This window comes from Methylomonas sp. Uni0011, from assembly GCF_056850255.1.
Window position 1 is genome coordinate 48,285 of record NZ_JBVVNO010000020.1, and the last position, 25,425, is coordinate 73,709.

Consider the following 25,425-nt stretch of genomic DNA (forward strand, 5'->3'; position numbering starts at 1 on the left):
CGGAGGCAGAAGCGATGATCGGCAGGCGATGGATTTACTCGGCGCTGGCGGCCGCGGCGATTGCGGGACTGGCCGCTTGCGGCAGTGCGCCGTTACAGTTTTACATGCTGACGGCCGACAGCGGCGCGTCGAACGAATCCGGCCCGGCGCTGGCGCCGGGAACGGTGATCGGCCTGGGGCCGATCCGCTTGCCGGCCTATCTGGACCGGCCGCAATTGGTCACGGCCTTGAGCGATCACCAGTACCGGCTGGACGAACACAACCGCTGGGCGGAACGGCTGGACGAAAACATCGCCCGGACCTTGAGTCAGACTTTGGCCATCCGGCTCGGCGTCGAGCAAGTGGTGCGCTACTCATGGCCGGCGCGGCAGCGGCTGGACTATCAACTTGGCTTCGACATTCTGGAATTGCACCAGACCGCCGCCGGACGCAGCGTACTGTCCGCACAGTGGCAATTGAAGCAGGGCGAGCGGAATCTGGCCGGCAAGCGCTTCGAATGCAGCGAAGCGGCGGCAGACAATGCCGAGGCCATTGTCGCCGCACAGAGCGCCTGTTTGAGCCGCTTCGCCGCCGAGTTGGCCGGCGCCGTGCGCGCCGCTGCGGCGGCGCATTAGCCGTTATAGACATCGTTGTTTGTAACCTTCATTCCGGCAGGGATTCATGTCAGGCTGCCCTGCCTGACAGGGTAATGTAAATCTGTTCCAGACAGATTTGTGCCGGAGCCGACCGCGAAGCGAATCCAGGCTGCAAGGGCTCGAAGTTGCCGTCGATGGCACTGGATGCCCGCGTCCTGCTGGCATGACGGCACTTGTGTAGAACGATGAGCTTTAGCCGCCGCGACATCGCTGCCGGCAGCCTTGTAAATCGGGCCGGCTGGTCAAATCCTGGTCGACCCCGCTTTGTGTCGGTTTTGGTGCGCTCTTGGTCCAAGTTGGTGCGAGCTTGCTGGGTCAATGCTGGGTTGGCTCGGGAGGCCGTCAGGAAATTGGCGGTATTGCGAGGATTGGCATTAATTCTGCTTTACATCTGGCCGGTGCACAGCAGCACCGTTTCCCCTTCAACAATGGCGTTGAAAAGCGGCTCGCGATTTGCGGGCGGCACCCGCTATTCGCCATTGTTCCCACCTTGAGGTCTCAGGTCCTGCAATCGGCGCATAACGGCGTCAGTTGTCGGGGACGGAGGCTTGCGCGATCAGGCTCCATAACATCCATCCGGGCATTTGCCTTGTTACGTCCGGGTTTTGCGTACCTAATCCAATTCAAAGGTGAATTATGTCTTATCTGATTCCAGCGGAATTTGTCACGAAAATGGTCGATGCCGGTGAATCCAAAGTCTTCATGTCGACCCGGGATACTTTGATCCGGGCTTACATGGCCGGTGCAATTTTGGCCTTGGCTGCCGTGTTTGCAGTATCGATTACGGTGCAGACCGGTTCGCCGATCTTCGGTGCGATTTTGTTCCCGGTGGGATTCTGCATGCTGTATCTGCTGGGCTTCGATCTGTTGACCGGCGTGTTTGTATTGGCACCACTGGCCTGGCTGGACAAGCGGCCTGGAGTCACGCCGAGCGGCATTTTACGCAACTGGGGTTTGGTCTTTGTCGGCAACTTTCTGGGCGCATTGACCGTCGCGGTGATGATGTCGATTGTTTTCACCTACGGCTTTTCGGTGCCGCCGGATGCGGTCGGCCAAAAGCTGGCGGGCATCGGCGAAGCCAGAACCTTGGGCTATGCCAAATACGGCATGGCCGGCTGGTTTACCATTTTCATCCGCGGCATGCTTTGCAACTGGATGGTGTCGACCGGCGTGGTCGGGGCGATGATTTCCACCTCGGTCAGCGGCAAAGTCATTGCGATGTGGATGCCGATCATGCTGTTCTTCGGCATGACTTTCGAACATTCAGTGGTCAACATGTTTCTGTTTCCGTCCGGGTTGATCATGGGCGGTAATTTCTCGATTATGGACTATTTCGTCTGGAACGAAATTCCGACTGTGCTGGGTAACCTGGTCGGCGGTCTGGCATTCACCGGCCTGACCTTGTATTCCACTCACGTCAGAACCGCGCCGAAACGCGCTGCTAACTAAGCCGTATCCGGCCCGCCTGCGGCGGGCCTTCATTTCGTATTTATTAGACAAGGAGAACGCAATATGAACCGCAACGAAGTCACCGAACTGGTTATCGCCCAAAAACTGCGCAAACAACTGAGCTGGCCGCAACTGGCCGAGGCCATCGGCATGAGCAAGGAGTGGACCACGGCCGCACTGTTGGGGCAGATGACCTTGAACGCGGCACAAGCCGCTACCATCGGCGAGCTACTGGACCTGCCGGCGGAGGCGGTCGAGCAGCTGCAAGTCGTGCCTTACAAAGGCTCGCTGCCGAGTGCGGTACCGACCGATCCGCTGATTTACCGCTTCTACGAGTTGGTCAACGTTTACGGCACCACGTTCAAGGCGCTGATCCACGAGGAATTCGGCGACGGCATTATGAGCGCGATCGACTTCAGCATGGATTTGCAGCGCGAGCCGGACCCGAAAGGCGACCGGGTCAGGATTGTCATGAGCGGTAAGTTTTTGCCGTACAAGAGCTACTGATTCGCAGCCGGAGCCTAGATGTCCGGACGACTGGCAGTCAGCGTCGGCCAATATTCCGACCGCGGCCGCAAGCCGCTGAACCAGGATTGCCACGGCGTTTACGTTGCCAAAGAGCCGCAATTGAGCGCAAAAGGCATCGCATTCGCCGTGGCTGACGGTATCAGCAGCAGCGACGTCAGCCATATTGCCAGTCAGGCCGCGGTAACCGGGTTTTTGTTGGACTATTACTGCACTTCCGAGGCTTGGTCGGTAAAAAAATCGGCGCAAAAAGTCTTGTTTGCGACCAATTCCTGGCTTTACGCGCAAACCCGCCACAGCCGCTATTGCTATGACAAGGATCGCGGTTACGTCTGCACTTTCAGCGCTGTGGTCATCAAATCGGCCACGGCCCATATTTTTCATGTCGGCGACGCCCGGATCTATCGCTGCCGCGGCGGCGAATGGGAACAACTGACCAACGACCACCGCTTGTGGGTGTCGCCGGAAACCAGCTATTTGAGCCGGGCGCTCGGAATCGACAGCCATCTGGAACTCGATTACCGGGCGGAGACCGTGGAAAACGGCGATCTATTCCTGTTGGCTACCGACGGCGTCTACGAATTCACCGGTGTCAAGTTGTTCGATCAGCACATCGCCGCTGCCGGCAGCGATCTCGACGTCGCCGCCAAAGCGCTGGCCGAGGCTGCGCTTGCCGCCGGCAGCGGCGACAACCTGACCGTGCAAATCGTCCGCGTCGAGCAATTGCCGCAGCCGGCAGCCGACGAAGTATTGCCGGCCTTGGCCGAGTTGCCGCTGCCGCCGCAGTTGCGCGAGCGGATGGAATTCGATGGCTACACGGTACTACGCGAGCTGCACGTCAGCAGCCGCAGCCACGTCCATCTGGCGTTCGATAACGATAGCTGCACCCAGGTGGTGCTGAAGACGCCGTCGATCGACTTGCGCCAAGATCCTGCCTATCTGGAGCGGTTTCTGATGGAAGACTGGATTGCGCGCCGGATTGACAGCCCTTTCGTGCTAAAACCGTGTCCGCCGACCCGCAAACGCAATTTTCTTTACGTCGCGACCGAATTCGTCGACGGCCGCACCTTGGCGCAGTGGATGCTGGACCACCCGCAACCGGCGCTGGAAGCGGTGCGCGCCATCGTCGAACAGATCGGCAAGGGCTTGCGCGCGTTTCACCGCCTGGAAATGCTGCACCAGGACCTGCGGCCGCAGAACGTCATGATCGACCATGCCGGCGGCGTCAAAATCATCGATTTCGGTTCGGTGCGGGTGGCCGGCGTCGCCGAACTCTTGCCGGAGCAGGCCGGGCTTAACATTCTCGGTACGGCCCAATATACGGCGCCGGAATATTTTCTGGGCGAGCAGGGCACGCCGCGTTCGGACTTGTTTTCCTTGGCCGCGATTACCTACCAGATGTTGAGCGGCCGCTTGCCCTACGGTGCCGAAGTCGCCAAATGCCGCAGCCGGCAGGCGCAATCCAAATTGCGTTACGACGACCTGCATTACGCCCAACCGCAGATTCCGGTGTGGGTCGACGATGCCCTGCGCAAGGCTTTGCATCCCGACCCCGCCCAGCGTTACGCCGACATCGCCGAATTCGTTCACGATTTGCGCCAACCCAATCAGGCGTTCTTACGCCGGGCGCGGCCGCCCTTGATCGAACGCAACCCGCTGGCATTCTGGAAGGGGTTGGCGTTGCTGTTGGCGCTGCTGGTTTTCGGCTTAAGCTTGGCGCTGCACAAAGCCACCCACTCACAGGCGGCATTGACCGGCCCGGTATCGCCGGCAGCGGCCGCACGATAGTTTCATTCACTCTGTTCTTTGGTTTTATATGTCATCAAGCAACCTCGATTTGTTCAGTTTTGCCGGCAAAATGAAAATTTTGCACATGAGCTGGCTGGCGTTTTTTATCAGCTTCGTGGTCTGGTTCAACCACGCGCCGCTGATGCTGGCGATTTCCGAAACTTTGCAGCTCAGCCCGGCCGAGGCTAAAACCATTTTGATCCTGAACGTGGCGCTGACAATCCCGGCGCGGATTGCGATCGGCATTTTGGTGGACAAATTCGGGCCGAAGCGTACTTATTCGACCTTGCTTGCCGTCGGCAGCGTGCCCTGTTTCATGTTCGCCGCCGCCGACAATTTCGAGCAATTGGCGCTGGCCCGGTTTCTGATGGGCTTCGTCGGCGCCGGTTTTGTGATCGGCATCAGGATGGTGGGGGAATGGTTCCCGGCCAAGCAGCTCGGCATCGCCGAAGGCATCTACGGCGGCTGGGGCAATTTCGGTTCGGCGGCGGCGGCGATCGTATTGCCGTCCCTGGCGCTGGCCTTCGGCGGCGATGACGGCTGGCGTTACGCGATTGCGGCGACCGGCGTGTTGGCTCTGTTGTATTCGGTCGTGTATTTTTTCAGCGTCAGCGATACGCCCAAAGGCTCGACCTATTTCAAACCGAAGAAGGCCGGGGCGATGGAAGTCACCAGCTACGCCGACTTGGCGCTGTACATCCTGATGAGCGTACCGCTGTATGCGGCTCTGACCCTGCTGGCCTGGAAGCTGTCGCCGACCGGCATGAAATTGCTTTCGGAGCCGGCAACCATCGCCGCCTACGTCGTGATTTGGACGCTGTTTGCCTTCAACGTCTACAAAATCGTGCATATCAACGCCGAGCACTTGGCGCAGCCTATAGAACCGATACACCACTATAAATTCAAGCAGGTCGCGATTTTGGATTTAGCCTACCTGGTAACCTTCGGCTCTGAATTGGCGGTGGTCTCGATGCTGCCGATGTTCTTCCACGACACTTTTAAGCATACCGGGATTACCACGGTGCAGGCCGGCTTGCTGGCCTCCAGCTTCGCCTTCATGAATCTGGTGGCGCGGCCCGGCGGCGGTTGGCTCAGCGATAAATACGGCCGCAAATTGTCCTTGAGTATCTGCGTGATCGGCTGTGCGGTCGGCTACGCCGCAATGTCGCAAATCGACTCGAATTGGCCGATCGTATTGGCATTCGCTGCCACTTTTTTATGCTCGTTTTTCGTTCAGGCCGGTTGCGGCGCGGTTTACGCGATGGTGCCGCTGATCAAACGGCGTATGACCGGCCAGATCGCCGGCATGGTCGGCGCTTACGGCAACGTTGGCGGCGTGACTTTTTTGACCGTGCTGTCATTCGTGACGCCGGAAATCTTCTTCCTGACCATCGCCGCTACGGCGGTATTGGTGGCGGTAAGCGTTCAATTCATCGAGGAGCCGGCCGGGCATATGGCGGAAGTCATGGAAGACGGTAGCGTGGCGATGATCGAACTGAACTGAGCGGCCGGAGGCTCCCGGCCATTTTGTGACTTGTGATTTAGGAGTATTCGACGTGATTGAAACTGTATTGGCGACCGTGACATTGGGGATGGTATTTTGTTGGCGCACCGCTTGCCGCCAGTCGGCCGCAATGCTGGAAGCGGTGCCGGAGCGGGCAGCGGTTTGTGCGGTGCGCAGCCGCAGTTTGCCGGAAGATGCTGTGTTGAGGCGCCACTTTCTGGCGCAAATCAATAGCGAAATCCAGGCCGGCTTGGCGCCGTGCCCGTCCGATTCGGTATTGCGCCGCCACCACCAAGCGCTGGTCAGCGCCAAACTGCAACAGGCTCTGGCCGAACTCGGCCGCAGTCCGGCTTGCTGACGGGCTTGTCTCCGCACCAGGTTAAACCCGCAGAATGGTCAAAACTTTAACGGTACGCATCGGTGCCGCCAGCGACAAAGGTGTTAAAGCCGACAACGAGGATTTCTGGGGCGCCTTGGTGCCGGCCGAACCGCAGTTGACCTTAAAAGGCATTGCCGTCGCGATTGCCGACGGCATGAGCGGCAGCGAGGCCGGCAAGGAAGCCAGCCATTGTTGCATCACCGCGTTTCTGGAAGATTATTACAGTACGCCGGATTCCTGGTCGGTGACCAAGGCCGGCCAAAAAATCCTGTCGGCCACCAATTCCTGGCTGCACAGTCAGGGCCGGATGCGTTATGCCTCGGTCAAAGGCATGGTCAGCACCTTGAGCGTATTGGTGCTGAAATCCAATACCGCGCATCTTTTCCACGTCGGCGATTCGCGCATCTATCTGTTTCGCCAGGGCCAGCTTGAGCAACTCACTCGCGACCACCGGCTGTGGGTTAGCGACGACAAGAGCTACTTGAACCGGGCGATGGGCATCGAGCCGCATCTGGAGATCGATTACAAATCGCTGACGCTGGAGAAGGGCGACCGTTTCCTGCTCAGCACCGACGGCTTGCACGATTTTGTCGGCGAGGCGGTGATCCGCGCACAATTGGCGGAAGCGGTCGATTTGGCACAAGTGTCGCGCAATCTGGTGGCTGCGGCTTTGGCCAACGGCAGCGACGATAACGTCACCTGCCAGATCGTCGAAGTCGACAGTCTGCCGTTGTTGCGGGAGGACGAAGTGCTGCGCCATAACGGCCATTTGCCGTTCCCGCCGCCGCTGGAGCCGGGCATGCTGCTGGACGGCTACCGGATCGAAGCCGAATTGCACGCCAGCAAGCGCACTCAGATCTACCGGGCTTACGACACTTTGCACAACCGGCGGGTGATTCTGAAAACGCCCTCTGTGCTGTACGACGACGACACCCATTACATCGAGCATTTTCTGCACGAGGAATGGGCCGGAAAACGGATTCAGCACGCCAATGTGCTGCAGGTGTTGGAAACCGACCGCAGCAAGTCCTGTCTGTATTATGTGACCGAATATATCGACGGCTTCACCTTACGCGACTGGATGGCGGACAATCCGAAACCGGAGGTGCGCCAGGTCAGGGCTTTAGTCGAGCAAATCGCCAAAGGCTTGCGCGCGTTTCACCGCATGGAAATGCTGCACCAGGATTTGAAGCCGGAAAACATCATGATTGCCGCCGACGGCAGCGTCAAAATCATCGATTTCGGTTCGGTTAAAATCGCCGGGATTGCCGAAATCACGCCGCTGGATTATGCCGGCGACGAAAATATCCTCGGCACGTTAAATTACACGGCGCCGGAATACCACCTTGGTCAGCGCGGCACGGTCAAGTCCGATCTGTTTTCGCTGGGGGTGATTTGCTACGAAATGCTGAACGGCGAGTTGCCGTACGGTACGTTGCCGGAAAAACCCAACCGGACCAATCTGGAGCGCTTGCAGTACGTTCCGAGCATACGGCGCAATCCGCTGGTGCCGGTCTGGATCGACGGTGCGTTATGTAAGGCCACTAGCATCCAGTCGCGATCGCGTTACGACGAGCTTTCGGAGTTTCTGCACGATCTGGCGACGCCGAATCCCCAATTCTTGAAGGCCGAAGACAAAATCCCGTTGGTCGAGCGCAATCCGTTATTGTTCTGGAAGAGTGCGGCGTTGTTCTTTTTTGTCTGTAGCTTTGTGCTGGCTTTGCTGCTGCTGAGCGGGAAATAGACTGTTTGGCCGGCCGATGTGTCGGCGGCGGGCTGGTTTATTTGCTGTCCAAGTCGATGACCCCGTCCCAAACCTCGGGCGGGTGTTGCCGGTAGGCCAGCGCCTTTTTCAGATAAAAACGGCTGGGGCCGTCGTTAGCGTCCAGCTCCAAAACGGCTTGTAACACCCGCACCGCTTCCGGCCAATGGCCGGCTCGAAACGCGGCAAGGCCATCGGCGAAGATGCTGTGCACGATGTTCGGAATCGACTCGCCATGGCCGACGATTTCGGTCAATTCCACCGCTTCGGCGCGGCCCACCAGTCGAAACGCGCCCACCGGGCGGCTGAGAACGCCGTCGATCCCGGCGGTGATGGTCGACGTTGCCAGGATACGCGTACCCAGCGGGGTATTGACGCCCTGGATCCGGGACGCAGTATTGACCGTGTCGCCGATGGCCCGGTAATGGCTGGTCTGCCCGGTTTCCAGCCGGCCCAGCGTCAGCGGGCCTTCATGCAGACCGATGCGGGTGGTCAATGCCGCCAGTGGCGAGGTTTTGTTGAAGGCTGCGACCGCCTCGGCCATTTCCAGCGCCGCCAGACAGGCCAACAGCCGCTGTTTGGCCGGCGCGAGCTCGAACCAGACCGCCATCATGGCATCGCCGGTGACGTCGGCGATCGCGCCTTGGTGCGAAATCACCGGGTGGCCGAGCACTTGATAATAGGCGTTCAACAGCTGCCACATTTCATGCGGCGAATGCTGGGCGGCAATGCCGGTGTAACCGGCGATATCGGTCGCCAGGCACAAGCCGCTGACATCCCGTTCCGGGCGGGTCGGCGGCAAATGCCGATCCGGGTTCCAGTCGCCGGGCGCAGCCGGGACGAAGGTGGCCCATTGCGGAAACACCTGGCGGACGAACGCCAGCAGCCGTTTGCGCTCGCACAGCAAATCGATTCGGGACCAGACCAAGGCAAGCAACCACGACACCGGCAGTTGCACCAATACCGGTCCCGCCAGCGGTAGCCACCAATGCCGCGCGGCAAAGGCATAAACGGCAAAGCCGGCATAAGCCGCGGCCAACAGCAGGCTGGCAAACAAGCCGCGGCGTTTGCTGCGGCTGTTCAGCAAGCCGGCGATAGCCAGGCCGAAGACGGCGGATACCGACCAAAACGGTAACGGCATTTCGATGAAGGCACCCTGGCTCAAGTTGGCGAATTGGGTCGCCATGATCTCGACGCCGGCCATTTTGCCGGTGTGCGAATCGGAAAACGGCGTCGGGAAAAAATCGGTTTTGCCGGGCGAGAATTGGCGGTTGGCACGGCCGACGAACACCACCTTGTCGCGCAGGTCGCCGACTTTGCCGGAATAGACATCGACGTAAGACTCCATCCGGAGCGTCTTGGGCGGGCCGTAATAGTTCAGGTAGCGGCTGTCGCCGTCGCAAAGCACCTTATCGAAATCCGCCCCCAGGCCGCTACGCGCGGCATGACCGGCATCGGCCAGACAATCCCGGCGGCGGTCGGTCAGCCAGGCGGAGAGGGTTTGGCCGGTTCCGGTCCAATCGGCGAAAGGTTGTCGCGTGTAAGCCCAGGCCAGTACCGGCAGGCTCGGCGCATCGGCCAGGGCGTCGAAAAAGGTCCACACCTCCCGGACTTTGGCCTCCTCGGCATCGTTGACCAGGAAAAACGGTGCGCTATCCAGCGCCGCTTGCGCGATCGCCGGCGTTGCGCTGATTTTACGCATTGCCACCAATTGTTCCGGCAACTCCCCGGCCGCCGCGCCTTCCAGGGCAATGACGGTTTGCCGGTTGGCCTCAGCACATTCTTCGCGGCCGAAAAAGTCGGCAGTACCGTGGCGGAATTTCTGGATACATTCCCCGATCAGCACGTTGCCGGCTTCGCGCATTGCGGCTGCCAAGTCCGGATCCACCGCCGGGTTGGCGGTGATGAACTGCAAATCGAAAATCACCAGTCTGGCGCCTTGCTGCTGCAATTGCCGAATCAAGCGGGCATGGTAGGGCCGCCAACGCGTCAGATCCTGGCCGACACCCAACTGCGTTTCGGAAACCTCGTCCATCGCCACGACGACGACTTGCCCCGGTGACGGCAACGGCCCCCGCCAGCGGAAGAGGGTGTCTTGACTGGAGAGTTCGAGATCGGTCGCGCTAGAAACGGCTCCTGCGATCAAACCGGCGATTGCAGCGACTATTAACAGCCTGACTAGGCGCTGGGGCATCGCGGTGGTTGTCGTGTTTCGCGCAGAGATATATTACGAGCGGAGCACATGTTGTTTTACGGTTGTTGCAATGCCACTGATCAACGTTTTGAAGTGCTCATATGGCGTTCCTCAGGCGGCAGCTCAAAAAAATTTTATCAAACTGTTTGAAGCCAGCTGAGGAATCTAAGTCAGCAAATAATTTCTGACATGTCCAGATCAAAATATTAAATTTTATTTTTTTGTATAACCGCTAGGGCAATTCGGTAGAGTTTGCGGAATGGTCCAACACGACTCCTTTCCAAGGTGAACTTCGCCGCCAATAGTAGTAGATGAGCTAGTTAAGCAACAAGTGGTCCCGCTCGCTGTACTTGCAAACAAAGAAGTTGTTTGTTTATTGGTACTTGTAACCGAAAGCTTTGAAATTTTTTCTTCAAATTGGGTATCGAGCTCGCTTCCGTTAGCTAGGGAAATTTGATTAAGTATTTCGTGGGTGCGATTTATTTCGCTTAACAGGCTATAAGTGTCTTTTAGTAAAGAGTAGTCTTGCGCCTTGGCGCTCAACTCTACTGATAAATTAGTAAGAGTGTAGGCCGAATCGAGATTATTTTTTGTAGCCTCAATTAATCTTGACAAGTCTGATCTTAATTCCGAAGAATTGCCATTTTCGATCGATGTGGCTTGTTCAATCAGATAGTTGGCTGCCGGTAGATAAGTATCGCGAACCGAAATGAATAGATGAGTGCGTAGGGAGGCGTTGTCCTGATCATTGGGATTTAACGTATCGTATGATCCTGCCGAAACAACGCTGGAGAATAGTATTGAAAAAAATGATGTACAGATGATTTTTGATTTTATGGTAGATGTAAAATTTATTAATAATATCTTTTTTCTATAGCTCATTCTAAGTCCTCCGTAAAATATAGGAAATTTCCTATTTTAGGTTTATCACGTCTAGCTTGAGTTGCCTAATGATATGTCAATACTTGATATTTATTTAGGATTGCGAATTTTTGTCAATAATGAAAAGCGAAAAATTTGGAAAAGCCAAGTGAAAATTAAACCGAGCTCTCTATATTTCATGGCAAAACGTCAAGAGAATAATCGGGGGCAAAAATCGGCCCCCGTTTTAATTCGTTACGGTAATTATCTCCGTCTGCCACAGAATTCGTACTGGGTTCCGCCAGAAGTTACCGTGTAACAATCTGAACCCTTATAAAGTGCGGTCAAGGTAGTGACGAAGCGAGCCTTTTTTTGTTCATTGCCGCGTTTAATTTGACCTTCTATAGGGCGTTTACTCAATTCGATCGCTGTTCGAATTGCAGGATCATTGCCGTCTACGAACAGCTCTACTTGACATGCCTCTTTTTTGACTTCCTCTTTTGAAGCGTTCATTGGCTGATCTTTCATTTCTTTCGATTTCAGACACGCCGTCAGTTGTTCTCCGGTCTCGGGATCAACAGCAACTAATTCAGTAGACTCGAAGTCGATTCCATTGCTCAAACCTACGTCATTTTTCACGAAGGGTTCTATTGCCGAATCTTTGCACCCCGCCAGAAAAAAACTAACTAATAGTATTGAAAGTGGGGCGCTGACCAGTTTATTTGAAATCATTGTGTTCTCCTTCATTGTTAAAAAATTAAACTTGATTTTCTAGTAAAAAAAACTCAGTTTTACGAATAGTTGACGCTCAGGAATATAAGGACTGAGTTGTGGGCCGCTGCCATCAAAGGTACTTTGATAATTGAATTTATTGTCGAATAAATTTCTAATTTCAAAATTGATAGTACCCAACCGTCTCGGAAAGCGGTATCCCACCGATGTGTCAAAAGTCCAAAAACTCTCACTCCGATGGGATAGCGGATTCTCCAGCGAATTGGCAACATTTGCAACGTGTTGGTTTATGTAAGTTCCGGTAATTCTGGTGTAAACCCCGGAGGGGTGAAAGAAATTTATCGCTAGCGGTACTTGGTGGCTTGCCACACTTTGCGGAAAAGTGTCGTCGCCACGGCCGAGGGTAAATGATCGGTCGTGTTTGTCGAATCGATATTCACCTCGCAATGCAATCCATTCGACCGGCGTCCAATACAGGTAAGCCAAGTGTCCCAGTTCATTTCTGTCCAGTGGATTCGAGACATTGCCCAGTGGTTGCCGGCTGTCTCGCCAACTCAACTCACCGCCGGCAAATAGGGTCTGGGTCGGACGATAATCCAAACCAACGCCATAACGCCAAGCGCGGGCGTGATAATTGTCGTCAAAAAATTGGTTGAAGCCGGCGATTTGAGTAGGTTCGATGGTTTGATTGGCCGCCAAGCGTCGGGTCAAGGTTTTGAACACCGCTCCCCGCAAGGTTAAATTTTGGAATGGGCTCCAGGAAATACCGAATTTGGGATTGAGTTGCTGTCGTTTGGCTAACTTTGGATTTTGGGTTTTAATGGTAGAGGAACCGTCATCAAAAAAGATGCCGCCATTAAAGTCTGTTAGATCATTGTCCAAATAATCGAAACTTAGGCCAACCGTGGTGGTGACATTTCCAGGTAGGTATTTTTTTGTATATAGATAGCTATTGAAGTGGTGGGTTTGGCTGGTTGTGTTCGTGATATCGATGAGTGGACTGGGTGGAGGATTGATAAATATATTCGTGTTATTTATGCGCTCTCTATTCTCCATTTCCAGATGGCCAACGCCGAAGATTAACTCAAACGAGTCAGGATGATAAATATATTGCAATTCTGTTTGGTGTCCCCGATTCTCATTGCCAAGCCTTAATATATCCATGTTATCGAAAAACGGATCGAACTTATCATATCTCACGGTGTTGTTATGTATAACGTCTCTCCGTGATGTATAAAAGAAAGAGCCGATCACGTCTTGTTTTGAATCGATTTTGTAATGACCTCCGAGTCTGGCGGTGTTCTGCTTGATGGTCTGGCGTAGATCGGCGTCGTGTACGCCATTAAGCCGGGTAGGTAAGTCGCCGGTTCTCAGGTTCTCCGACTTCAACTCCACCTGCATACTGAAATCCGAAGAAAAAGCATACTGGGCAAACGCATCGTAGATGTTTTGCTGGTAGTCGTCGTTTTGGCGAAAGCCGTCGGTTTGGTAATGGAATTGGCCCAGGCTCATCGACAGATTGTTGTAAACGCCGGAAACGATGGCGCTGTCGGTCTTGGTGTCGCGGCTACCGTAGGCGCCGTTCAGGACGATGTGCGCACCGTTGGCGGTGTACAGCGGATCGTATTCGTTGACCGATAGGCTGCCGGGGCCGGTGTTGTTCAGGATGCCGATGTTTTCGTTAGTCAGTTGCGGTTGCACCGGGGTGATGTTGATCGGCTGCAGCAATTGGGCTTGCAACAACTCGCTGGCTCTGGCTACTCGCTGGCCGGGCAGGCCCTGGTAAGCGTCCGCCAGGAAGCGGTGTGCGGTCGGATCGGCCGAATGGTAGTCCAGCGCATTCCAGGCTTGCTTCAACGCTACTCTGCCAAACCCCAGGTCGTTATAAATCCTGGCCAAGTTGGCGGAGCGGGCGGCTGCGTCTTCGTCCAGCAATAACTTGGAGCGGTAAACCCCGCGTTTGTCGTTGAGTTCGACCGCTTGCTGCATATCCGCCAAGGCCTCGATCGGCCGATTCGTGGTTTGTTTGCGGATGGCGTCGTAAAAATAGGGGGTCGGATCGTTCGGGTCGCGTTCCTTGGCCAGTTCAAGCTGGTCGGCGGCCAGGCTGTCGCGACGTTCTTCGTAATAGGCTTTGCCCAGGTAGCTGCGGATCAGTGCGTTTTCCGGGTCGAGTACCGCTGCGATTTCCAGTTCCTGGCGGCCTTGTTCCAGGTCGCCGTCGCGGATTTTCGCCAGTCCCAAACCCAGCCGCGCCAGCGGCGAGCTGGAATCCAAGCGGATCGCGGTTTCGAAACTGCGGCGGGCTTGATCGATTTCGGTATCGAACAGGTGCGAGAAACCGGCCACGGTCTGGGTACGTTCCAGATTCGGATCGAGCTGGAAGGCCTTGGCGGCAGAGTCGCGGCTCTCACTGCGCCGGCCCAGCGCCAGTTGCAATTCGGCCAGCCGGGCCCAGACCAGGGCATCGTGCGGCGCCAGTTCCGCGGCGCGGGCGGCAGAAGCCAGGGCCGGTTCCAGCTCGAAGCGGCCTTGTTGCACGTAAGACAGGGCCGAATGCGCCGCGGCCGAACCGCCATCGGCGGCCACCGCCTGGGAGGCCAGACGGTCGGCTTCGGCTTTGCGGTTTTGGCTTAGCGCCAGAATGGCTTGCAAGGACAGGGCGTCGGCGTCGCGCGGGTTGGCTGCCAATAAAGTGTTGATGTCCTGTAGCGCGGCATCGGTCTGGCCGACGCTGAGGCGCATCGCGCCGCGGGCTTTCAAGAACTGCGGGGTTTGCTGGGCCGGGGCCAAAGCCGATAAGGCCGTTAATGCCAGGTCGGGTCGGCCTCGACGAAAGTCGGCAATTGCCGCGCTTAAACCCGGTTCGCTCGCCTGCGCGTTACTCGGATAATCCAGCAATGGCGGGTAGTACAACGCCCAATTCACGGCGTCGCGCGGCTTAATCTCCAGCTGCGCTCGCGGCGCTTGTCCGAGCTGGGTTTGCCCCGCTTCGCCGGGGTGCAGGCGAATTTCGCCTTGAGCGTTGAAAAAGCGTACGCCGCCCTCGTAGACCCACAGCGAAGCCGTCGCCGAGTCTGCTTGTAATGCGAATTCGGTACCTTCCGGGCCGGCGTTTGCCACCGGCGTGGTGATTTGCAGTTGTTTTGGGGTGCGGCTGATGAAATGGATGAAGCCTTTTGCCATGTCCAACAGCGTGGGGCTTTGCTGACCGATACGATTTAGCGTCAAGACCGAGCCGCCGCTCAAACGTAAGGTAATGCCGCTCGGCAATAGCAAGCTGGCGCGGCTATCGGTTTCGACCCGGACCCGGCTGCCTTCGCAAAGCGCTTGGTTCAATTGCGCCGCTTGCCAGCGGCCGTGGCCATCGGGATCGAAATAAAGGCTGCCCTGCAGCGAGACTAAGGTGGCCGATGCCGATTGGCTGCACGCCGCGAAGGCGGCTGTTTCCGCAGAACATAACTGCGAAAATAAAAACATGAGCCAAATCACAAGACAACGCATTATTTCTCCAAGGTGGCGTTTTCTTTGCAATATAGTCGAAGTGGTCACATTATCAAGGTAATAATTAACTCGCCGCCGGTGTGGTTACGCTGCTTGGACGCGGATTAAGTTCTGGCTTGCGGGCAGATTAACGGGGACTGAACGGCGAGTTTGCCGGCTACCAGGATGCCGGCGGGGTGTGCAGGATGCGCAGCGTTTTATCGTCTACGCTGACGTAGCCGCCCTTGGTCAATTCCTTCATTACTTTATTGATCATTTCCCGTGACGAGCCGACCATGGTCGCCAGTTCCTGCTGGGTCGGCCGGTTGTGGATCACGTAAATGTCTCCGTCCTTTTCGGCCATGTCCTGCAATATCTTGATGGTGCGTTCGTAGACGTTGGACAGCGCCATCTGTTTGACTTTCTCGGTCAATGCCCGCACTTTTTCCGCCAACACGCCAAGCAGCTCGATCGCGGCGTCCGGGTATTGTTTCAGCCAGTGGATGAAGTCGGCCTTGCAAATGACCCCGCAAACCGTCTTGTCCATGGCTTCGACGCCGGCCGAACGCGGCTCGTTGCTGAGTAAGGCCAGTTCGCCGAAGTAGGAACCGGCTTCCTGAATCAGCAAAGTCACTTCCTTGTCCTTTTCGTTACTGCTGAACACCCGGACTTTGCCGGACAACACGATATACATCGAGCAGGTATCGTCGCCTTCGGAGATGATCAGGGCTTTCTTGGGGAATTTGACGACTTTGGCCCGCGAGGCCAAAGCGCTGAGCGCTTCTTCCGGCATGCCGGCCAAAAACGGGATTTGGTTGAGACAAGCGAGAACTTCGGATTGCATAACGGCGTTTTTTACATTTTTTGATGTTTGGTTGACGGGTGGTAGCAGGCCTTAATGGTCAATTCCGGCAAACGGCCATGGGTTTAGTTTGGGCAGCGGTGCCGGGTGAAAAACCGAGTCGGGCGGGGCTTGCCGCGCAAATGCGACGGCACCGTAGCGCTTTGTCGTGTGAAGTATTTCACATATCTCCGGTGAATCAAGTCGCGGCGCTGTTTTTTTTGTTCCGCTAAGCTGACGCCCCCACCGTTGCGACCGGTCGAAAACGGTGCTGACGGCGCTGACGCTGAACTGGGCCGCTTACCGGATTTGCGCCAAAACCAGGCAAGCTGTAGCCGAATCAACTCGCTTACCTAACGCTGAGACTCCCCAGGTTAATAACTCCACACATCGGCCGTGCAATTTGTCACTGCCCGGCACCAGCCGCCTTGCCTACAGTATCGGCACCCGTCCATGGCCTGGCCTGCGGCGGGGACTTGCGGAGTGACGGTCGCTCGTCGGTCGTTTCCGCTCCGCGTTTCGTCCGCGACCGATTCGGTCCGGTGTGTTCTGTCTTAAGGAGCAAGAAAATGTCAAAACAACCCGCATTTACCCAAGACTTGCAAGTCTTGACCTCACAGGAGCAAGCCCAGGTAGCCGGCGGCCTGATCGGCCCGGAAGGCGACTTGAGCCAGTTTCCGCGCAAATTCTGGCCGGTGATCAATCCGGGCGCCAGCGTGATCAACGTTAAAACCTTGGCCCAGAACGTTCTGGTGCGCTAAGGATTTTCCAACCACAGTCTGGAGAACAATCATGTCAAATAAAACTACCCGGATTTCCGCCGACGACTTAGCCGCTTTCGCCGAACAAGGCAAGCAACGCGCATTGCAGGCCCGCGCCGCGGCCGGCAGCGAATTGAGCGCCGCCGAGCTGGAGCAAGTCAGCGGTGGCGCCTCGGTCAGTCTGGTGCTGAGCAAAGGCATCATCGCCGGCGGCCCATGGTTCGACCAATTCAAAGCCGTCAACGGCCTAGCCACCAACCCCGCCGCCGGCGGCTTGGCGGCCGGTATCCAGGGAGTAACCCGGCTGGGTTGAGCGCGCCATGGCCTCGGATAACGCAGTGTTATGCCCCAGCGCGCAGCCGGAATGGGACGGAGCCCAAGTCATCGGCGTTATGGCCGGTACCCCGGAACAGCCGGAAATGGCCTATCTGAATACGCCGCAACCGGTCACCGAGCAAGTGCTGGCCATGGCCGGCCCGTTGACGCCGGCCGAAGTGTTTCGCTTCTCCGCGCCTTGCGCCTGCAGCGGATGCGGCCATTTTGCCGCCGAGGAATCGAAATGTCGCTTGGCCGAAAAAGTCGTGCGCTTTACGCCGTCGGTTACCGAGCAATTGCCGGTGTGCGCGATTCGCGCCGATTGCCGCTGGTGGAACCAGGAGGGGAAGGCGGCTTGTTTCAGATGTCCGCAAGTGGTGACCAATAACCTCAAACCCAGCGACGAGATGCGGCTGGCCGCCGATTACGGCGTTATCTGAGCGCTTTGGTCTTTAACACAGCACAGGTGAGAGGAGAACGGCAGCATGAAACCGGCATTATTTCGACAACAAGCCTTGGATTACAAAAGAGACAAGCCTTTGGGAGAGGTGATACGGGTGGAAGCTTTGCCGTTTTCCTTACTTACCGCATTGGCGGTTAGCAGCGCAGTGCTGCTGATCGCCTTCGCCTTCTGGGGCGAATACACCCGCAAATCCCATGTCAGCGGTTATTTGGCGCCGAGCATGGGTTTGATCAAGGTTTACCCGCCGCAAGCCGGCACCCTGATCGAAAAACACGTCAAGGAAGGCCAAACCGTAAAAGCCGGCGATACCTTGTTTGTATTGTCGACCGACAGCAGTTCCCGCGACACGCCGCAGGCCCAGGCCGCCGCAATCGAACAGCTCAAGCAGCGCCGGGAAAGCCTGGAAACCGAGTTGAGCAAGCAGGAACAAATCGACCAAATTCAATACCGCGCCTTGCTGGACCGCTGGCAAGGCATGCAACGCGAACTGCAGCAAGTCAACAGCGAGATCGCCACACAACAACAACGCCTGGCCGGCGCCGAAGCGACGTTGCAGCGCTACCAGCAGTTGCTCCAAACTAAATTCGTCTCGGCGGTACAGGCCCAGCAAAAACAGGACGAATGGCTGGACCATCAAGCCAAGTTGCAGGCCTTGCAACGCATCCAAATGACGTTGCAGCGCGACATCCGCGCTACCCAGTTGGAAGTGGACAGCAGCCAGATGAAGTTCAGAAACCAGCGGGCGGCAATCGAGCGCAACATCTCGACCCTGACCCAGAACATCACCGAATCCGAATCCCGGCGCAACATCGTCATCACCGCGCCGCACGACGGCACCGCGACCGCGATTCTGGCCGAACAGGGCCAAAATGCCGGCACCGCCAATCCCTTGCTGTCGATCTTGCCGGCCGGGGCCCAATTGCAGGCGCAACTGCTGGTGCCATCGAGCGCGGTCGGTTTCGTCGAGACCGGCCAAACCGTGGCGATCCGTTATCAGGCCTTTCCGTACCAGCGTTTCGGCAGTCACCGGGGGCGCATCGTCGAGATCGCCAAAACGCTGATCACGCCGAAGGACGCCGATTTGCCGGTGACCTTGCAGGAAGCGGTTTACCGGGTCACGGTCGTGCTGGATAAACAGTCGGTGCAGGCCTATCGCCAGGAGATCCCGTTGCAGTCCGGCATGTTGCTGGATGCCGACATCTGGCTGGACCACCGCCGTTTGATCGACTGGATTTTCGAACCGCTTTATAGCATTGCCGGACGGGTGTAACCATGAGCATACAAGCCATGCTGGATTTTTCCGGCCGCAAGAAAACGCCGTCGATTCTGCAAACCGAAGCCGCCGAATGCGGGCTGGCCTGTCTGGCGATGGTGGCTTCCTACCACGGCCACCGGCTCGACGTCGCCAGTTTGCGTTGCAAGTTTTCGGTGTCCTTGAAAGGCTCGACCTTGAACCATTTGATCCGCATCGCCGACCAGTTGCATCTGGCCTCGCGCCCGGTCAAAGTCGATTTGCCGGAGCTGAGCAAGCTGAGCCTGCCGGCGATCCTGCATTGGGATTTCAACCACTTCGTGGTGCTGGCCCAGGTCAAGCGCGGCCTGGCGACAATACACGATCCGGCCAAAGGCGTGCTGAATCTGCCGTTTAGCGAAATCTCCAAACATTTCACCGGCATCGCTTTGGAACTGATGCCGACCCAAAGCTTTACGCCGAAAACCGAACGTCAACAAATCAAGCTCTCCCGCCTAATTGGCCAGTTGGATGGGGCCGCCGGCGCGATCTGGCAAATCGTTTTATTGGCTGCGGCCATTGAAGTGTTTGCCATCGTCGCGCCTTTTTTTATGCAATTGGTGGTCGATAACGCGGTCGTGGCCCGCGACGACAACCTGCTGACGGTGCTGGGCTTGGGCTTTTTGTTGCTGTTTCTGATCCAGACTGCGATTACCGCGTTGCGCTCATGGGTGGTCCTGGTCTTGAGTACCTCGGCCAATCTGCAATTGCTGAGCAATCTGTTCGGCCATTTATTGCAGTTGCCGATGAGTTTTTTCGAAAAACGCCATCTCGGCGACATCGTCTCCCGCTTCGAATCGTTGCACGTGATCCAACGCACGCTAACCGCCAGCTTCCTGGAAGCCATCGTCGACGGCGCAATGGCGCTGGCCACGCTGGCGATGATGCTGATCTATAGCTGGAAACTGGCCGCCATCGTCTGCCTGGCGGCCGCGTTATACGGTTTATTGAGGTTGGGCCTGTTCACGCCGTTGCGGCTGGCGACCGAGGAACAAATCCTGCGCGGCGCCAAACAGCAGACCAATCTGCTGGAAACCGTGCGCGGCATGCAGAGCGTGAAGTTGTTCAACCGCGAGTTGCAACGCAAGGTCGGTTACCAGAATCTGATGGTGGACCATTTCAACGCCGGCATTCGCGTGCAAAAGCTGGGCATCGTCTACAAGGCGCTGAACAGCCTGTTGTTCGGCCTGGAAAACATCGCCGTGGTCTGGCTTGGCGCGCTGTTCATTCTGGACGGTGGTTTTTCGGTGGGGATGCTGTTTGCCTTCATGTCGTTCAAGGACCAGTTCACCCACCGGGTCGGCAGTTTCATCGAGAAAAGTATCGAATTCAAAATGCTGGGCCTGCACACCGAGCGGGTGGCCGATATCGCCCTGGCCGACACCGAGCGCGCCGGCTTGGGCTGCGGCCAGCGCGACTTGCCGGCCTCGCTGCAAATCCGCGATCTGGAGTTCAGCTATGCGCCGTCGGAACCGGCGGTGATCAGCAATCTGAGTCTGGACATCCAGGCCGGCGAATCGGTGGCCATCGTCGGGCCGTCCGGATACGGCAAGACCACGCTGGCCAAGTTGATTCTCGGCCTGTTGCAGCCGAGCTCCGGCGAAATATTGGTCGGCGGCGTGCGCTTGCCGCAAATCGACAATCGCGATTATCGGGACATGGTCGCGGCGGTGATGCAGGAAGACCAACTCTTCGCCGGTTCGATCGCCGACAACATCTGTTTCTTCGATCCGGAACCGGACCAGGCCTGGATCGAAACTTGCGCCCAACTGGCGGCGGTACACCAGGACATCGTGGCGATGCCGATGGCCTACAACACGCTGATCGGCGATATGGGCACCGTGTTGTCCGGCGGCCAAAAGCAACGGGTGTTGCTGGCGCGGGCCTTGTACAAACGGCCGAAGATTCTGGTTTTGGACGAGGCCACCAGCCATCTGGACGTGGCGCGGGAGCGCTTGGTGAACGGCGCGATTCAGCAATTGAAGCTGACCCGCATCATCATCGCCCACCGCCCGGAGACCATCGCCTCGGTGGACCGGGTGATCGATTTGCAGGCCCTGGCCCAGCGCGGCCGCTGCGAGGCGGTATCGCAGGCGGCCTGAACGGTTCCGGAGCGGAAGCCTTGCCCGAAGGGGGCAAGTTCCTGATCAGAACCGGTTCGGGTGTCGCTTCCGCCCCGGACCGCAACCGAGGACACATGAAATGAAGACTTGGATAACTTATCTATTGCTTGCATGCGGCGTATGCGCCAGTACCGCCGCGGTTTCGGCGCCGGCCGACATCGCCAAACTATTCGGCCGGCTGCCGACCATTACCCGGTACGAACGCAGTTGCGTGCTTAGCGCGTCGACGCCTGCGGAATTAAAGGCTTGTATCAACAATCTGCCCAATACCGAATATTACAGCCGGGAACGGACCCGCAGCCTGGGGCGGCTGGATGCATTAAACACCATCGTCGCCGATTTGAATGCGGTGCCGGATCTGAACCCGATCGAAAAATTCTGTTTGTTCACCTCTACCCCGGCCTGCATGGAAGCCTGCATTCAAGGCTGGGTCTGTTCCGCCGATTAGCGGCGCGAGTTTGAGTAAGGGAGCGGTTTTCGGCTGCGCCATCGAGCGGACGCAGCCAAAAGCCGATGCCGGGCCGGCCATAAGGATTTGGCTGGTCCGGCCAGGGACGAATTTAACCGGCTAAATCCCGAAAGTCAGCAGACTTCACCTCCGCTTCACGATCCCCACATCAAGGTTTCACCGCTTGGGCCCATGCTAGGTCGCGTATTCAAACCTGTGGAGAATGACGATGCGAAACAAACTTTGGCAAAAAGCGGCGGCAATGGCGGTACTGACGCTGCTGTTATTGATCCCGATCGGCATGGTCAAGGACCTGGCGAACGAACGCGAGAACCGGCAGTTGCAGGCGGTAAACGATATCGCCGCCAGCTCGGCCGGCCCGCAAAAGCTGTTCGGTCCGGTATTGGTGGTGCCTTATCACGAAATTTGGAGCGAAGTCTCCGAAACCATCCGCGACCGTACCGCGGTGCGCGAGGTGCAGCAACGTAGCGAGCTGCGCTATTTACACTTTTTACCCGAGCAATTGAGTCTGACCGGCGAGCTGGCCACCGAGACCAAGCGTCGCGGCCTGTTCGAGGTCCGTTCTTACGTGGTGAATCTGTCCGGCAAAGGCGAGATCAAACTGCCCGGCGGCTACGGCAATCCGGCGCCGTTGCACGGCGGCCGCATCCAATTCGGCACGCCTTATATCGGCATTGCCTTGTCGGACATGCGCGGCGTGTTGGCTGCGCCGGGTGTGGAGTGGGCCGGCAAAACCTATGCCTTCGAACAAGGTTCGAATTTGCCGCTGGAGGATGCCAGCGGCATGCACGCCAATCTGGAGCCGATGCCGGTCGAATTCGGTCCGATCTCGATTCCGTTCGGCTTCGATTTGAAGCTGCGCGGCATCGAAGCACTGGAATTCGTCCCGGCCGGCAAGCATACCCAAGTCGAGCTGGCCTCGACCTGGCAGCACCCGAGCTTTTTCGGCCGATTTTTGCCGGACCCGAGCAGTCAGCAGACCGGCACCGACGGTTTCCGCGCGGCCTGGAGCGTGGATGCCTTGGCTTCGAATGTGGGCCGCAATCTGAGCGGGGTGCGCCATATCGCCAGTTACGACAGTTTCGGTGTGCGCCTGATCGAACCGATCAATGTCTATTCCTTGTCCGATCGCGCCGCCAAGTACGGCTTTTTATTCGTCTGTCTGACCTTCGCCGCGATTTTTCTGTTCGAACTCCTGAAAAAACTGGCGATCCATCCGGCCCAATACGCCTTGGTCGGTTTGGCGTTGGCGATGTTCTTTTTGTTGTTGCTCAGCCTGTCGGAGCATTTGCCGTTCGCTGCGGCGTATTGCCTGGCCAGCGGAGCTTGCGTTTTGCTGATTGCGGTCTATCTGAGCGCGGTGTTGCTCAGCGCGGCGCGCGGCACCGCGGCCGGCGTGTTGTTGGCGGCCTTGTTCGCCAGCCTGTACGGCTTGCTGGAATCGGAAGATAACGCGTTGATGCTGGGTTCGTTGCTGTTGTTTGCGGTGTTGAGCATCGCGATGCTGGCGACGCGCAAGCTGGATTGGTACGGGTTGGCCGAAACCGGCGCCGGTGCAAGCGGGAGGGAATCATGCTGATCGCCCATTTACCGGCCGGCTACATCGTTTCGCTACTGACTTACCCGTTGGCTCGCGCGCAGCAAGTCGATTGTAAAACCTATCTGCGCTACGGTATGTTGGGTGCGGTGGCGCCGGATTTCGACATGATTTACTTTTATCTGGTGGACGGCGGCAAGCACCCGCACCACAGTTATTTCAGCCATTTTCCGCTGACTTGGCTGTTGCTGGTGGTGGCGGCTGCGGTTTATTACCGGCGTAGCGCGGACCGGCGCCTGCCGATGCTGGCTTTGGTATTTGCCGGCAACGGCTTCCTGCACATGGTGCTGGATTACATCGCCAGCAATATTTACTGGCTGGCGCCGTTCGTATTGAAGCCGTATTCTTTGAGCTTGGTGGATCGGGTTTATCAGCCGTGGTGGCTGAACTTTCTGTTTCATCGGTCGTTTGCGGTGGAAATCGCGATTACGGCAACCGCCTGGATGATCCGGCGGCGGCGTGGGTTGGCGGCCAATCCGGAGCCGCCAGCGAAGGTTCTTAGTAACGCTTTACGCAAGCCGGTTGACTATCGGCCGAATTATCGGCCGTTGGAGCCCAGAGGATGGCGGACTTTGCTTCTCGCCGGCAACGATGAGCGGACGACGTGGTATAAGGCGATTGGCGTACGCGGCGGAAAAAACCGCAAACCGCCTGTCGCCCAACTGGCTCGGCGCTGGCTCGAGCGGGCGGCAAGCGAATGGATGATGCGTTGCCGGCGGCTTGGTCAGGAATTCCCGAAACAGAATCTGAGGAGAATTTTATGCTGGAAATCGTCTTAATCCTGGTCGCCGTGGCGTTGGCGGCTTTTGCCTTTATCGCCACGCGCCAACCGGATAGCTTCAGCGTCAGCCGTTCGTTGGCGATGGCGGCACCGGCATCGCTTGTGTTTGCCCAGGTCAACGAGTTGCGTAAATGGGATGCCTGGTCGCCTTGGGCCAAGCTGGATCCGAATGCGCAAAACAGCTTCGAAGGCCCCGACGCCGGCGTCGGCGCAGCGATGCGTTGGTCGGGCAACAATAAGGTCGGGCAGGGCAGTATGACCATCGTCGACAGCCGGCCGGACAGCTTCATCCGCTTTAGTCTGGACTTTGTAAAGCCCTTCAAAGCCAGCAATATTGCCGAATTCAGCTTTGACAGCGCCGGTACCGAAACCGTCGTGACCTGGACCATGTCCGGGCGCAACAATTTCGTCGGTAAGGCGATGAATCTGGTGATGAACTGCGACAAGATGGTGGGCGGCCAATTCGAACAGGGTCTGGCGGCGATCAAGGGGATCGTTGAGGCAGCAGCTTGATGCTAGCGGATTGGATTTTGCGGTAGTGCCCAAGCTTTGCCTGGGCACTTCGGGTTGGAAGTCTGGCTTCCGTCCGGTTAAGCCTGGCCGGCGTTAGGTCGCCAAGCCTTCGGCCTCAAGCGATACGTCTTCCAGAAAACTCAAACAACCCAATTCTCGGGCGAATTCCTGAATTTCGCCGGCCATGTGAAAGTTCAAGATCGCGTTTGTTTTCAGATCGACAACCGCGTATTCGACCAGCGGATTGTCGCTGATTAACCTTGGCTGGTATTTTTGTAATTTCTTCGATTCCTTAGCCAACTTCCGATTGATCCTGGCGGTCAGTGCCCGAATTGAAACCAATTTTTTCATGCTCAATCTCCTTACGTTGTTAGGAGAGCTGAGTATAGCCCTGTTGACTGCGAAATACACGCGCCGCCGCCAATCGGGCGCGCCCGCCGCCGGCTCGCGGAGTGCGCCAGGATTCCCGGCCGCCGGAGCTGCCGGGAAATCCGGCGTCGGCTTCAGTTAATGCGAACGGTCAAGCGACGTGGCAGGACGTGGCACACTGCGGGCAACCGTTAACTTGGCGGAACGATTCGGCGGCTTTTTTGACCGCGCTGGCGCAACTGGCGATAGATCCCAAGTAGCGAATGCTGTCCTTGGCCGGCAGCAGGGTGCAGGCCGCGTTGTGAACCAGATGATCTCCGTTTGCTTGAGCATTGATTTCGACGTAAAACTCAGCCATGGTCTGTACCTCATAAAAAGTAAGTTGGATTGCAGGTCGGGCCCGAATATCGTCGACCGGTGCATCCCGCGCCAGCCCGCGTAGGTCAGAATGGCAAGGCCGTAAGGCAATGGGATGGACTCCTCCCTCCTAGCGGCATCGGGTGCCAGAGGGATAGACTAAAGCTATCCGACAAGCGGAAGGAGGAGTCCGAGATGAATGTTAAACGTATAGGAATTGATTTGGCAAAACA

The 25,425-nt window shown here is 57.2% G+C and carries 23 protein-coding genes; 16 read left to right on the top strand and 7 right to left on the bottom strand.

Features of this window, described 5'->3' with window-relative positions; all coding sequences use genetic code 11:
• The first annotated feature begins 14 nt into the window (after positions 1-14).
• From AC0IM9_RS17470 to AC0IM9_RS17500, 7 genes are all read left to right on the top strand, one after another.
• Positions 15-614 (top strand): PqiC family protein, encoded by a 600-nt coding sequence (locus AC0IM9_RS17470; RefSeq protein ID WP_445370186.1) that lies wholly within the window; start codon positions 15-17, stop codon positions 612-614.
• Positions 615-1,271: 657 nt separating this feature from the next.
• Positions 1,272-2,084: a formate/nitrite transporter family protein gene (locus tag AC0IM9_RS17475; RefSeq protein WP_445370187.1), complete on the top strand. Its 813-nt coding sequence runs from the start codon at positions 1,272-1,274 to the stop codon at positions 2,082-2,084.
• A 63-nt stretch (positions 2,085-2,147) separates the two neighbouring features.
• Positions 2,148-2,591 carry a cyanase gene (gene cynS, locus AC0IM9_RS17480; RefSeq protein WP_445370188.1) on the top strand — a complete coding sequence of 148 codons (444 nt, stop codon included), beginning with the start codon at positions 2,148-2,150 and terminating at the stop codon, positions 2,589-2,591.
• A gap of 18 nt (positions 2,592-2,609) precedes the next feature.
• The gene (locus AC0IM9_RS17485; RefSeq protein ID WP_482804847.1) at positions 2,610-4,397 is read left to right on the top strand and encodes a bifunctional protein-serine/threonine kinase/phosphatase; all 1,788 of its coding nucleotides are present in this window, start codon (positions 2,610-2,612) and stop codon (positions 4,395-4,397) included.
• A 28-nt stretch (positions 4,398-4,425) separates the two neighbouring features.
• Complete coding sequence (locus AC0IM9_RS17490; protein WP_140912296.1) at positions 4,426-5,901, top strand: NarK family nitrate/nitrite MFS transporter; 1,476 nt, start codon at positions 4,426-4,428, stop codon at positions 5,899-5,901.
• Between the two features lie 52 nt (positions 5,902-5,953).
• Positions 5,954-6,259: a hypothetical protein gene (locus tag AC0IM9_RS17495; protein ID WP_482804848.1), complete on the top strand. Its 306-nt coding sequence runs from the start codon at positions 5,954-5,956 to the stop codon at positions 6,257-6,259.
• 34 nt (positions 6,260-6,293) lie between these two features.
• The gene (locus AC0IM9_RS17500; protein WP_482804849.1) at positions 6,294-8,024 is read left to right on the top strand and encodes a bifunctional protein-serine/threonine kinase/phosphatase; all 1,731 of its coding nucleotides are present in this window, start codon (positions 6,294-6,296) and stop codon (positions 8,022-8,024) included.
• A gap of 37 nt (positions 8,025-8,061) precedes the next feature.
• On the opposite strand, the gene AC0IM9_RS17505 is transcribed toward AC0IM9_RS17500, so the two are convergent.
• From AC0IM9_RS17505 to AC0IM9_RS17525, 5 genes are all read right to left on the bottom strand, one after another.
• Positions 8,062-10,236 carry a CHASE2 domain-containing protein gene (locus AC0IM9_RS17505; protein ID WP_482804850.1) on the bottom strand — a complete coding sequence of 725 codons (2,175 nt, stop codon included), beginning with the start codon at positions 10,234-10,236 and terminating at the stop codon, positions 8,062-8,064.
• A gap of 213 nt (positions 10,237-10,449) precedes the next feature.
• On the bottom strand, positions 10,450-11,118 hold the full coding sequence (locus tag AC0IM9_RS17510; protein ID WP_482804851.1) for a hypothetical protein: 669 nt from the start codon (positions 11,116-11,118) through the stop codon (positions 10,450-10,452).
• Between the two features lie 243 nt (positions 11,119-11,361).
• Positions 11,362-11,829 (bottom strand): hypothetical protein, encoded by a 468-nt coding sequence (locus AC0IM9_RS17515; RefSeq protein WP_482804852.1) that lies wholly within the window; start codon positions 11,827-11,829, stop codon positions 11,362-11,364.
• A gap of 39 nt (positions 11,830-11,868) precedes the next feature.
• A complete protein-coding gene (locus tag AC0IM9_RS17520; RefSeq protein ID WP_482804853.1) occupies positions 11,869-15,309 on the bottom strand; it encodes a FecR domain-containing protein in 3,441 nt (1,146 codons plus the stop codon).
• 181 nt (positions 15,310-15,490) lie between these two features.
• Positions 15,491-16,156 carry a Crp/Fnr family transcriptional regulator gene (locus AC0IM9_RS17525; RefSeq protein WP_140912290.1) on the bottom strand — a complete coding sequence of 222 codons (666 nt, stop codon included), beginning with the start codon at positions 16,154-16,156 and terminating at the stop codon, positions 15,491-15,493.
• Between the two features lie 566 nt (positions 16,157-16,722).
• Between AC0IM9_RS17525 and AC0IM9_RS17530 the strand changes: the two genes are divergently transcribed.
• The 9 genes from AC0IM9_RS17530 (at position 16,723) to AC0IM9_RS17570 (ending at position 24,466) form a co-directional block, all read left to right on the top strand.
• A complete protein-coding gene (locus AC0IM9_RS17530; protein WP_278212444.1) occupies positions 16,723-16,914 on the top strand; it encodes a hypothetical protein in 192 nt (63 codons plus the stop codon).
• Positions 16,915-16,945: 31 nt separating this feature from the next.
• The gene (locus AC0IM9_RS17535) at positions 16,946-17,227 is read left to right on the top strand and encodes a hypothetical protein (protein WP_482804854.1); all 282 of its coding nucleotides are present in this window, start codon (positions 16,946-16,948) and stop codon (positions 17,225-17,227) included.
• A gap of 7 nt (positions 17,228-17,234) precedes the next feature.
• The gene (locus tag AC0IM9_RS17540) at positions 17,235-17,669 is read left to right on the top strand and encodes a nitrogen fixation protein (protein ID WP_140912287.1); all 435 of its coding nucleotides are present in this window, start codon (positions 17,235-17,237) and stop codon (positions 17,667-17,669) included.
• Positions 17,670-17,714: 45 nt separating this feature from the next.
• Positions 17,715-18,962, top strand: a complete 1,248-nt coding sequence (locus AC0IM9_RS17545; RefSeq protein ID WP_482804855.1) for an HlyD family secretion protein — start codon at positions 17,715-17,717, stop codon at positions 18,960-18,962.
• A gap of 2 nt (positions 18,963-18,964) precedes the next feature.
• Positions 18,965-21,085, top strand: coding sequence for a peptidase domain-containing ABC transporter (locus tag AC0IM9_RS17550; protein WP_482804856.1), 2,121 nt, complete (start codon positions 18,965-18,967; stop codon positions 21,083-21,085).
• Between the two features lie 100 nt (positions 21,086-21,185).
• Entirely contained in the window at positions 21,186-21,554 is a 369-nt protein-coding gene (locus AC0IM9_RS17555; protein WP_278212439.1) for a hypothetical protein, read from the top strand.
• A 229-nt stretch (positions 21,555-21,783) separates the two neighbouring features.
• On the top strand, positions 21,784-23,154 hold the full coding sequence (gene creD / locus AC0IM9_RS17560) for a cell envelope integrity protein CreD (RefSeq protein WP_482804857.1): 1,371 nt from the start codon (positions 21,784-21,786) through the stop codon (positions 23,152-23,154).
• Positions 23,148-23,951 (top strand): metal-dependent hydrolase, encoded by an 804-nt coding sequence (locus AC0IM9_RS17565; protein ID WP_482804858.1) that lies wholly within the window; start codon positions 23,148-23,150, stop codon positions 23,949-23,951. Before creD ends, AC0IM9_RS17565 begins: the two co-directional genes overlap by 7 nt.
• A complete protein-coding gene (locus AC0IM9_RS17570; RefSeq protein ID WP_482804859.1) occupies positions 23,933-24,466 on the top strand; it encodes an SRPBCC family protein in 534 nt (177 codons plus the stop codon). The genes AC0IM9_RS17565 and AC0IM9_RS17570 overlap by 19 nt, the downstream gene beginning before the upstream one ends.
• Positions 24,467-24,559: 93 nt before the next feature.
• On the opposite strand, the gene AC0IM9_RS17575 is transcribed toward AC0IM9_RS17570, so the two are convergent.
• Both AC0IM9_RS17575 and AC0IM9_RS17580 read right to left on the bottom strand, forming a co-directional pair.
• A complete protein-coding gene (locus AC0IM9_RS17575; RefSeq protein WP_140912281.1) occupies positions 24,560-24,817 on the bottom strand; it encodes a hypothetical protein in 258 nt (85 codons plus the stop codon).
• A 169-nt stretch (positions 24,818-24,986) separates the two neighbouring features.
• Positions 24,987-25,193 carry a hypothetical protein gene (locus tag AC0IM9_RS17580; RefSeq protein WP_140912280.1) on the bottom strand — a complete coding sequence of 69 codons (207 nt, stop codon included), beginning with the start codon at positions 25,191-25,193 and terminating at the stop codon, positions 24,987-24,989.
• Positions 25,194-25,425 lie beyond the last annotated feature (232 nt).

Excerpts from the sequence above, each read along its gene's own strand:
- creD (WP_482804857.1), top strand. The coding sequence starts at position 21,784 with ATGCGAAACAAACTTTGGCAAAAAGCGGCGGCAATGGCGGTACTGACG.
- AC0IM9_RS17565 (WP_482804858.1), top strand. The coding sequence starts at position 23,148 with ATGCTGATCGCCCATTTACCGGCCGGCTACATCGTTTCGCTACTGACT.
- AC0IM9_RS17535 (WP_482804854.1), top strand. The coding sequence starts at position 16,946 with ATGTCAAATAAAACTACCCGGATTTCCGCCGACGACTTAGCCGCTTTC.
- AC0IM9_RS17490 (WP_140912296.1), top strand. The coding sequence starts at position 4,426 with ATGTCATCAAGCAACCTCGATTTGTTCAGTTTTGCCGGCAAAATGAAA.
- AC0IM9_RS17475 (WP_445370187.1), top strand. The coding sequence starts at position 1,272 with ATGTCTTATCTGATTCCAGCGGAATTTGTCACGAAAATGGTCGATGCC.
- AC0IM9_RS17570 (WP_482804859.1), top strand. The coding sequence starts at position 23,933 with ATGCTGGAAATCGTCTTAATCCTGGTCGCCGTGGCGTTGGCGGCTTTT.
- AC0IM9_RS17470 (WP_445370186.1), top strand. The coding sequence starts at position 15 with ATGATCGGCAGGCGATGGATTTACTCGGCGCTGGCGGCCGCGGCGATT.
- AC0IM9_RS17575 (WP_140912281.1), bottom strand. The coding sequence starts at position 24,817 with ATGAAAAAATTGGTTTCAATTCGGGCACTGACCGCCAGGATCAATCGG.
- AC0IM9_RS17525 (WP_140912290.1), bottom strand. The coding sequence starts at position 16,156 with ATGCAATCCGAAGTTCTCGCTTGTCTCAACCAAATCCCGTTTTTGGCC.
- AC0IM9_RS17555 (WP_278212439.1), top strand. The coding sequence starts at position 21,186 with ATGAAGACTTGGATAACTTATCTATTGCTTGCATGCGGCGTATGCGCC.
- AC0IM9_RS17580 (WP_140912280.1), bottom strand. The coding sequence starts at position 25,193 with ATGGCTGAGTTTTACGTCGAAATCAATGCTCAAGCAAACGGAGATCAT.
- AC0IM9_RS17550 (WP_482804856.1), top strand. The coding sequence starts at position 18,965 with ATGAGCATACAAGCCATGCTGGATTTTTCCGGCCGCAAGAAAACGCCG.
- cynS (WP_445370188.1), top strand. The coding sequence starts at position 2,148 with ATGAACCGCAACGAAGTCACCGAACTGGTTATCGCCCAAAAACTGCGC.
- AC0IM9_RS17545 (WP_482804855.1), top strand. The coding sequence starts at position 17,715 with ATGAAACCGGCATTATTTCGACAACAAGCCTTGGATTACAAAAGAGAC.
- AC0IM9_RS17500 (WP_482804849.1), top strand. The coding sequence starts at position 6,294 with ATGGTCAAAACTTTAACGGTACGCATCGGTGCCGCCAGCGACAAAGGT.
- AC0IM9_RS17510 (WP_482804851.1), bottom strand. The coding sequence starts at position 11,118 with ATGAGCTATAGAAAAAAGATATTATTAATAAATTTTACATCTACCATA.
- AC0IM9_RS17515 (WP_482804852.1), bottom strand. The coding sequence starts at position 11,829 with ATGATTTCAAATAAACTGGTCAGCGCCCCACTTTCAATACTATTAGTT.
- AC0IM9_RS17520 (WP_482804853.1), bottom strand. The coding sequence starts at position 15,309 with ATGTTTTTATTTTCGCAGTTATGTTCTGCGGAAACAGCCGCCTTCGCG.
- AC0IM9_RS17530 (WP_278212444.1), top strand. The coding sequence starts at position 16,723 with ATGTCAAAACAACCCGCATTTACCCAAGACTTGCAAGTCTTGACCTCA.
- AC0IM9_RS17505 (WP_482804850.1), bottom strand. The coding sequence starts at position 10,236 with ATGCCCCAGCGCCTAGTCAGGCTGTTAATAGTCGCTGCAATCGCCGGT.
- AC0IM9_RS17485 (WP_482804847.1), top strand. The coding sequence starts at position 2,610 with ATGTCCGGACGACTGGCAGTCAGCGTCGGCCAATATTCCGACCGCGGC.
- AC0IM9_RS17540 (WP_140912287.1), top strand. The coding sequence starts at position 17,235 with ATGGCCTCGGATAACGCAGTGTTATGCCCCAGCGCGCAGCCGGAATGG.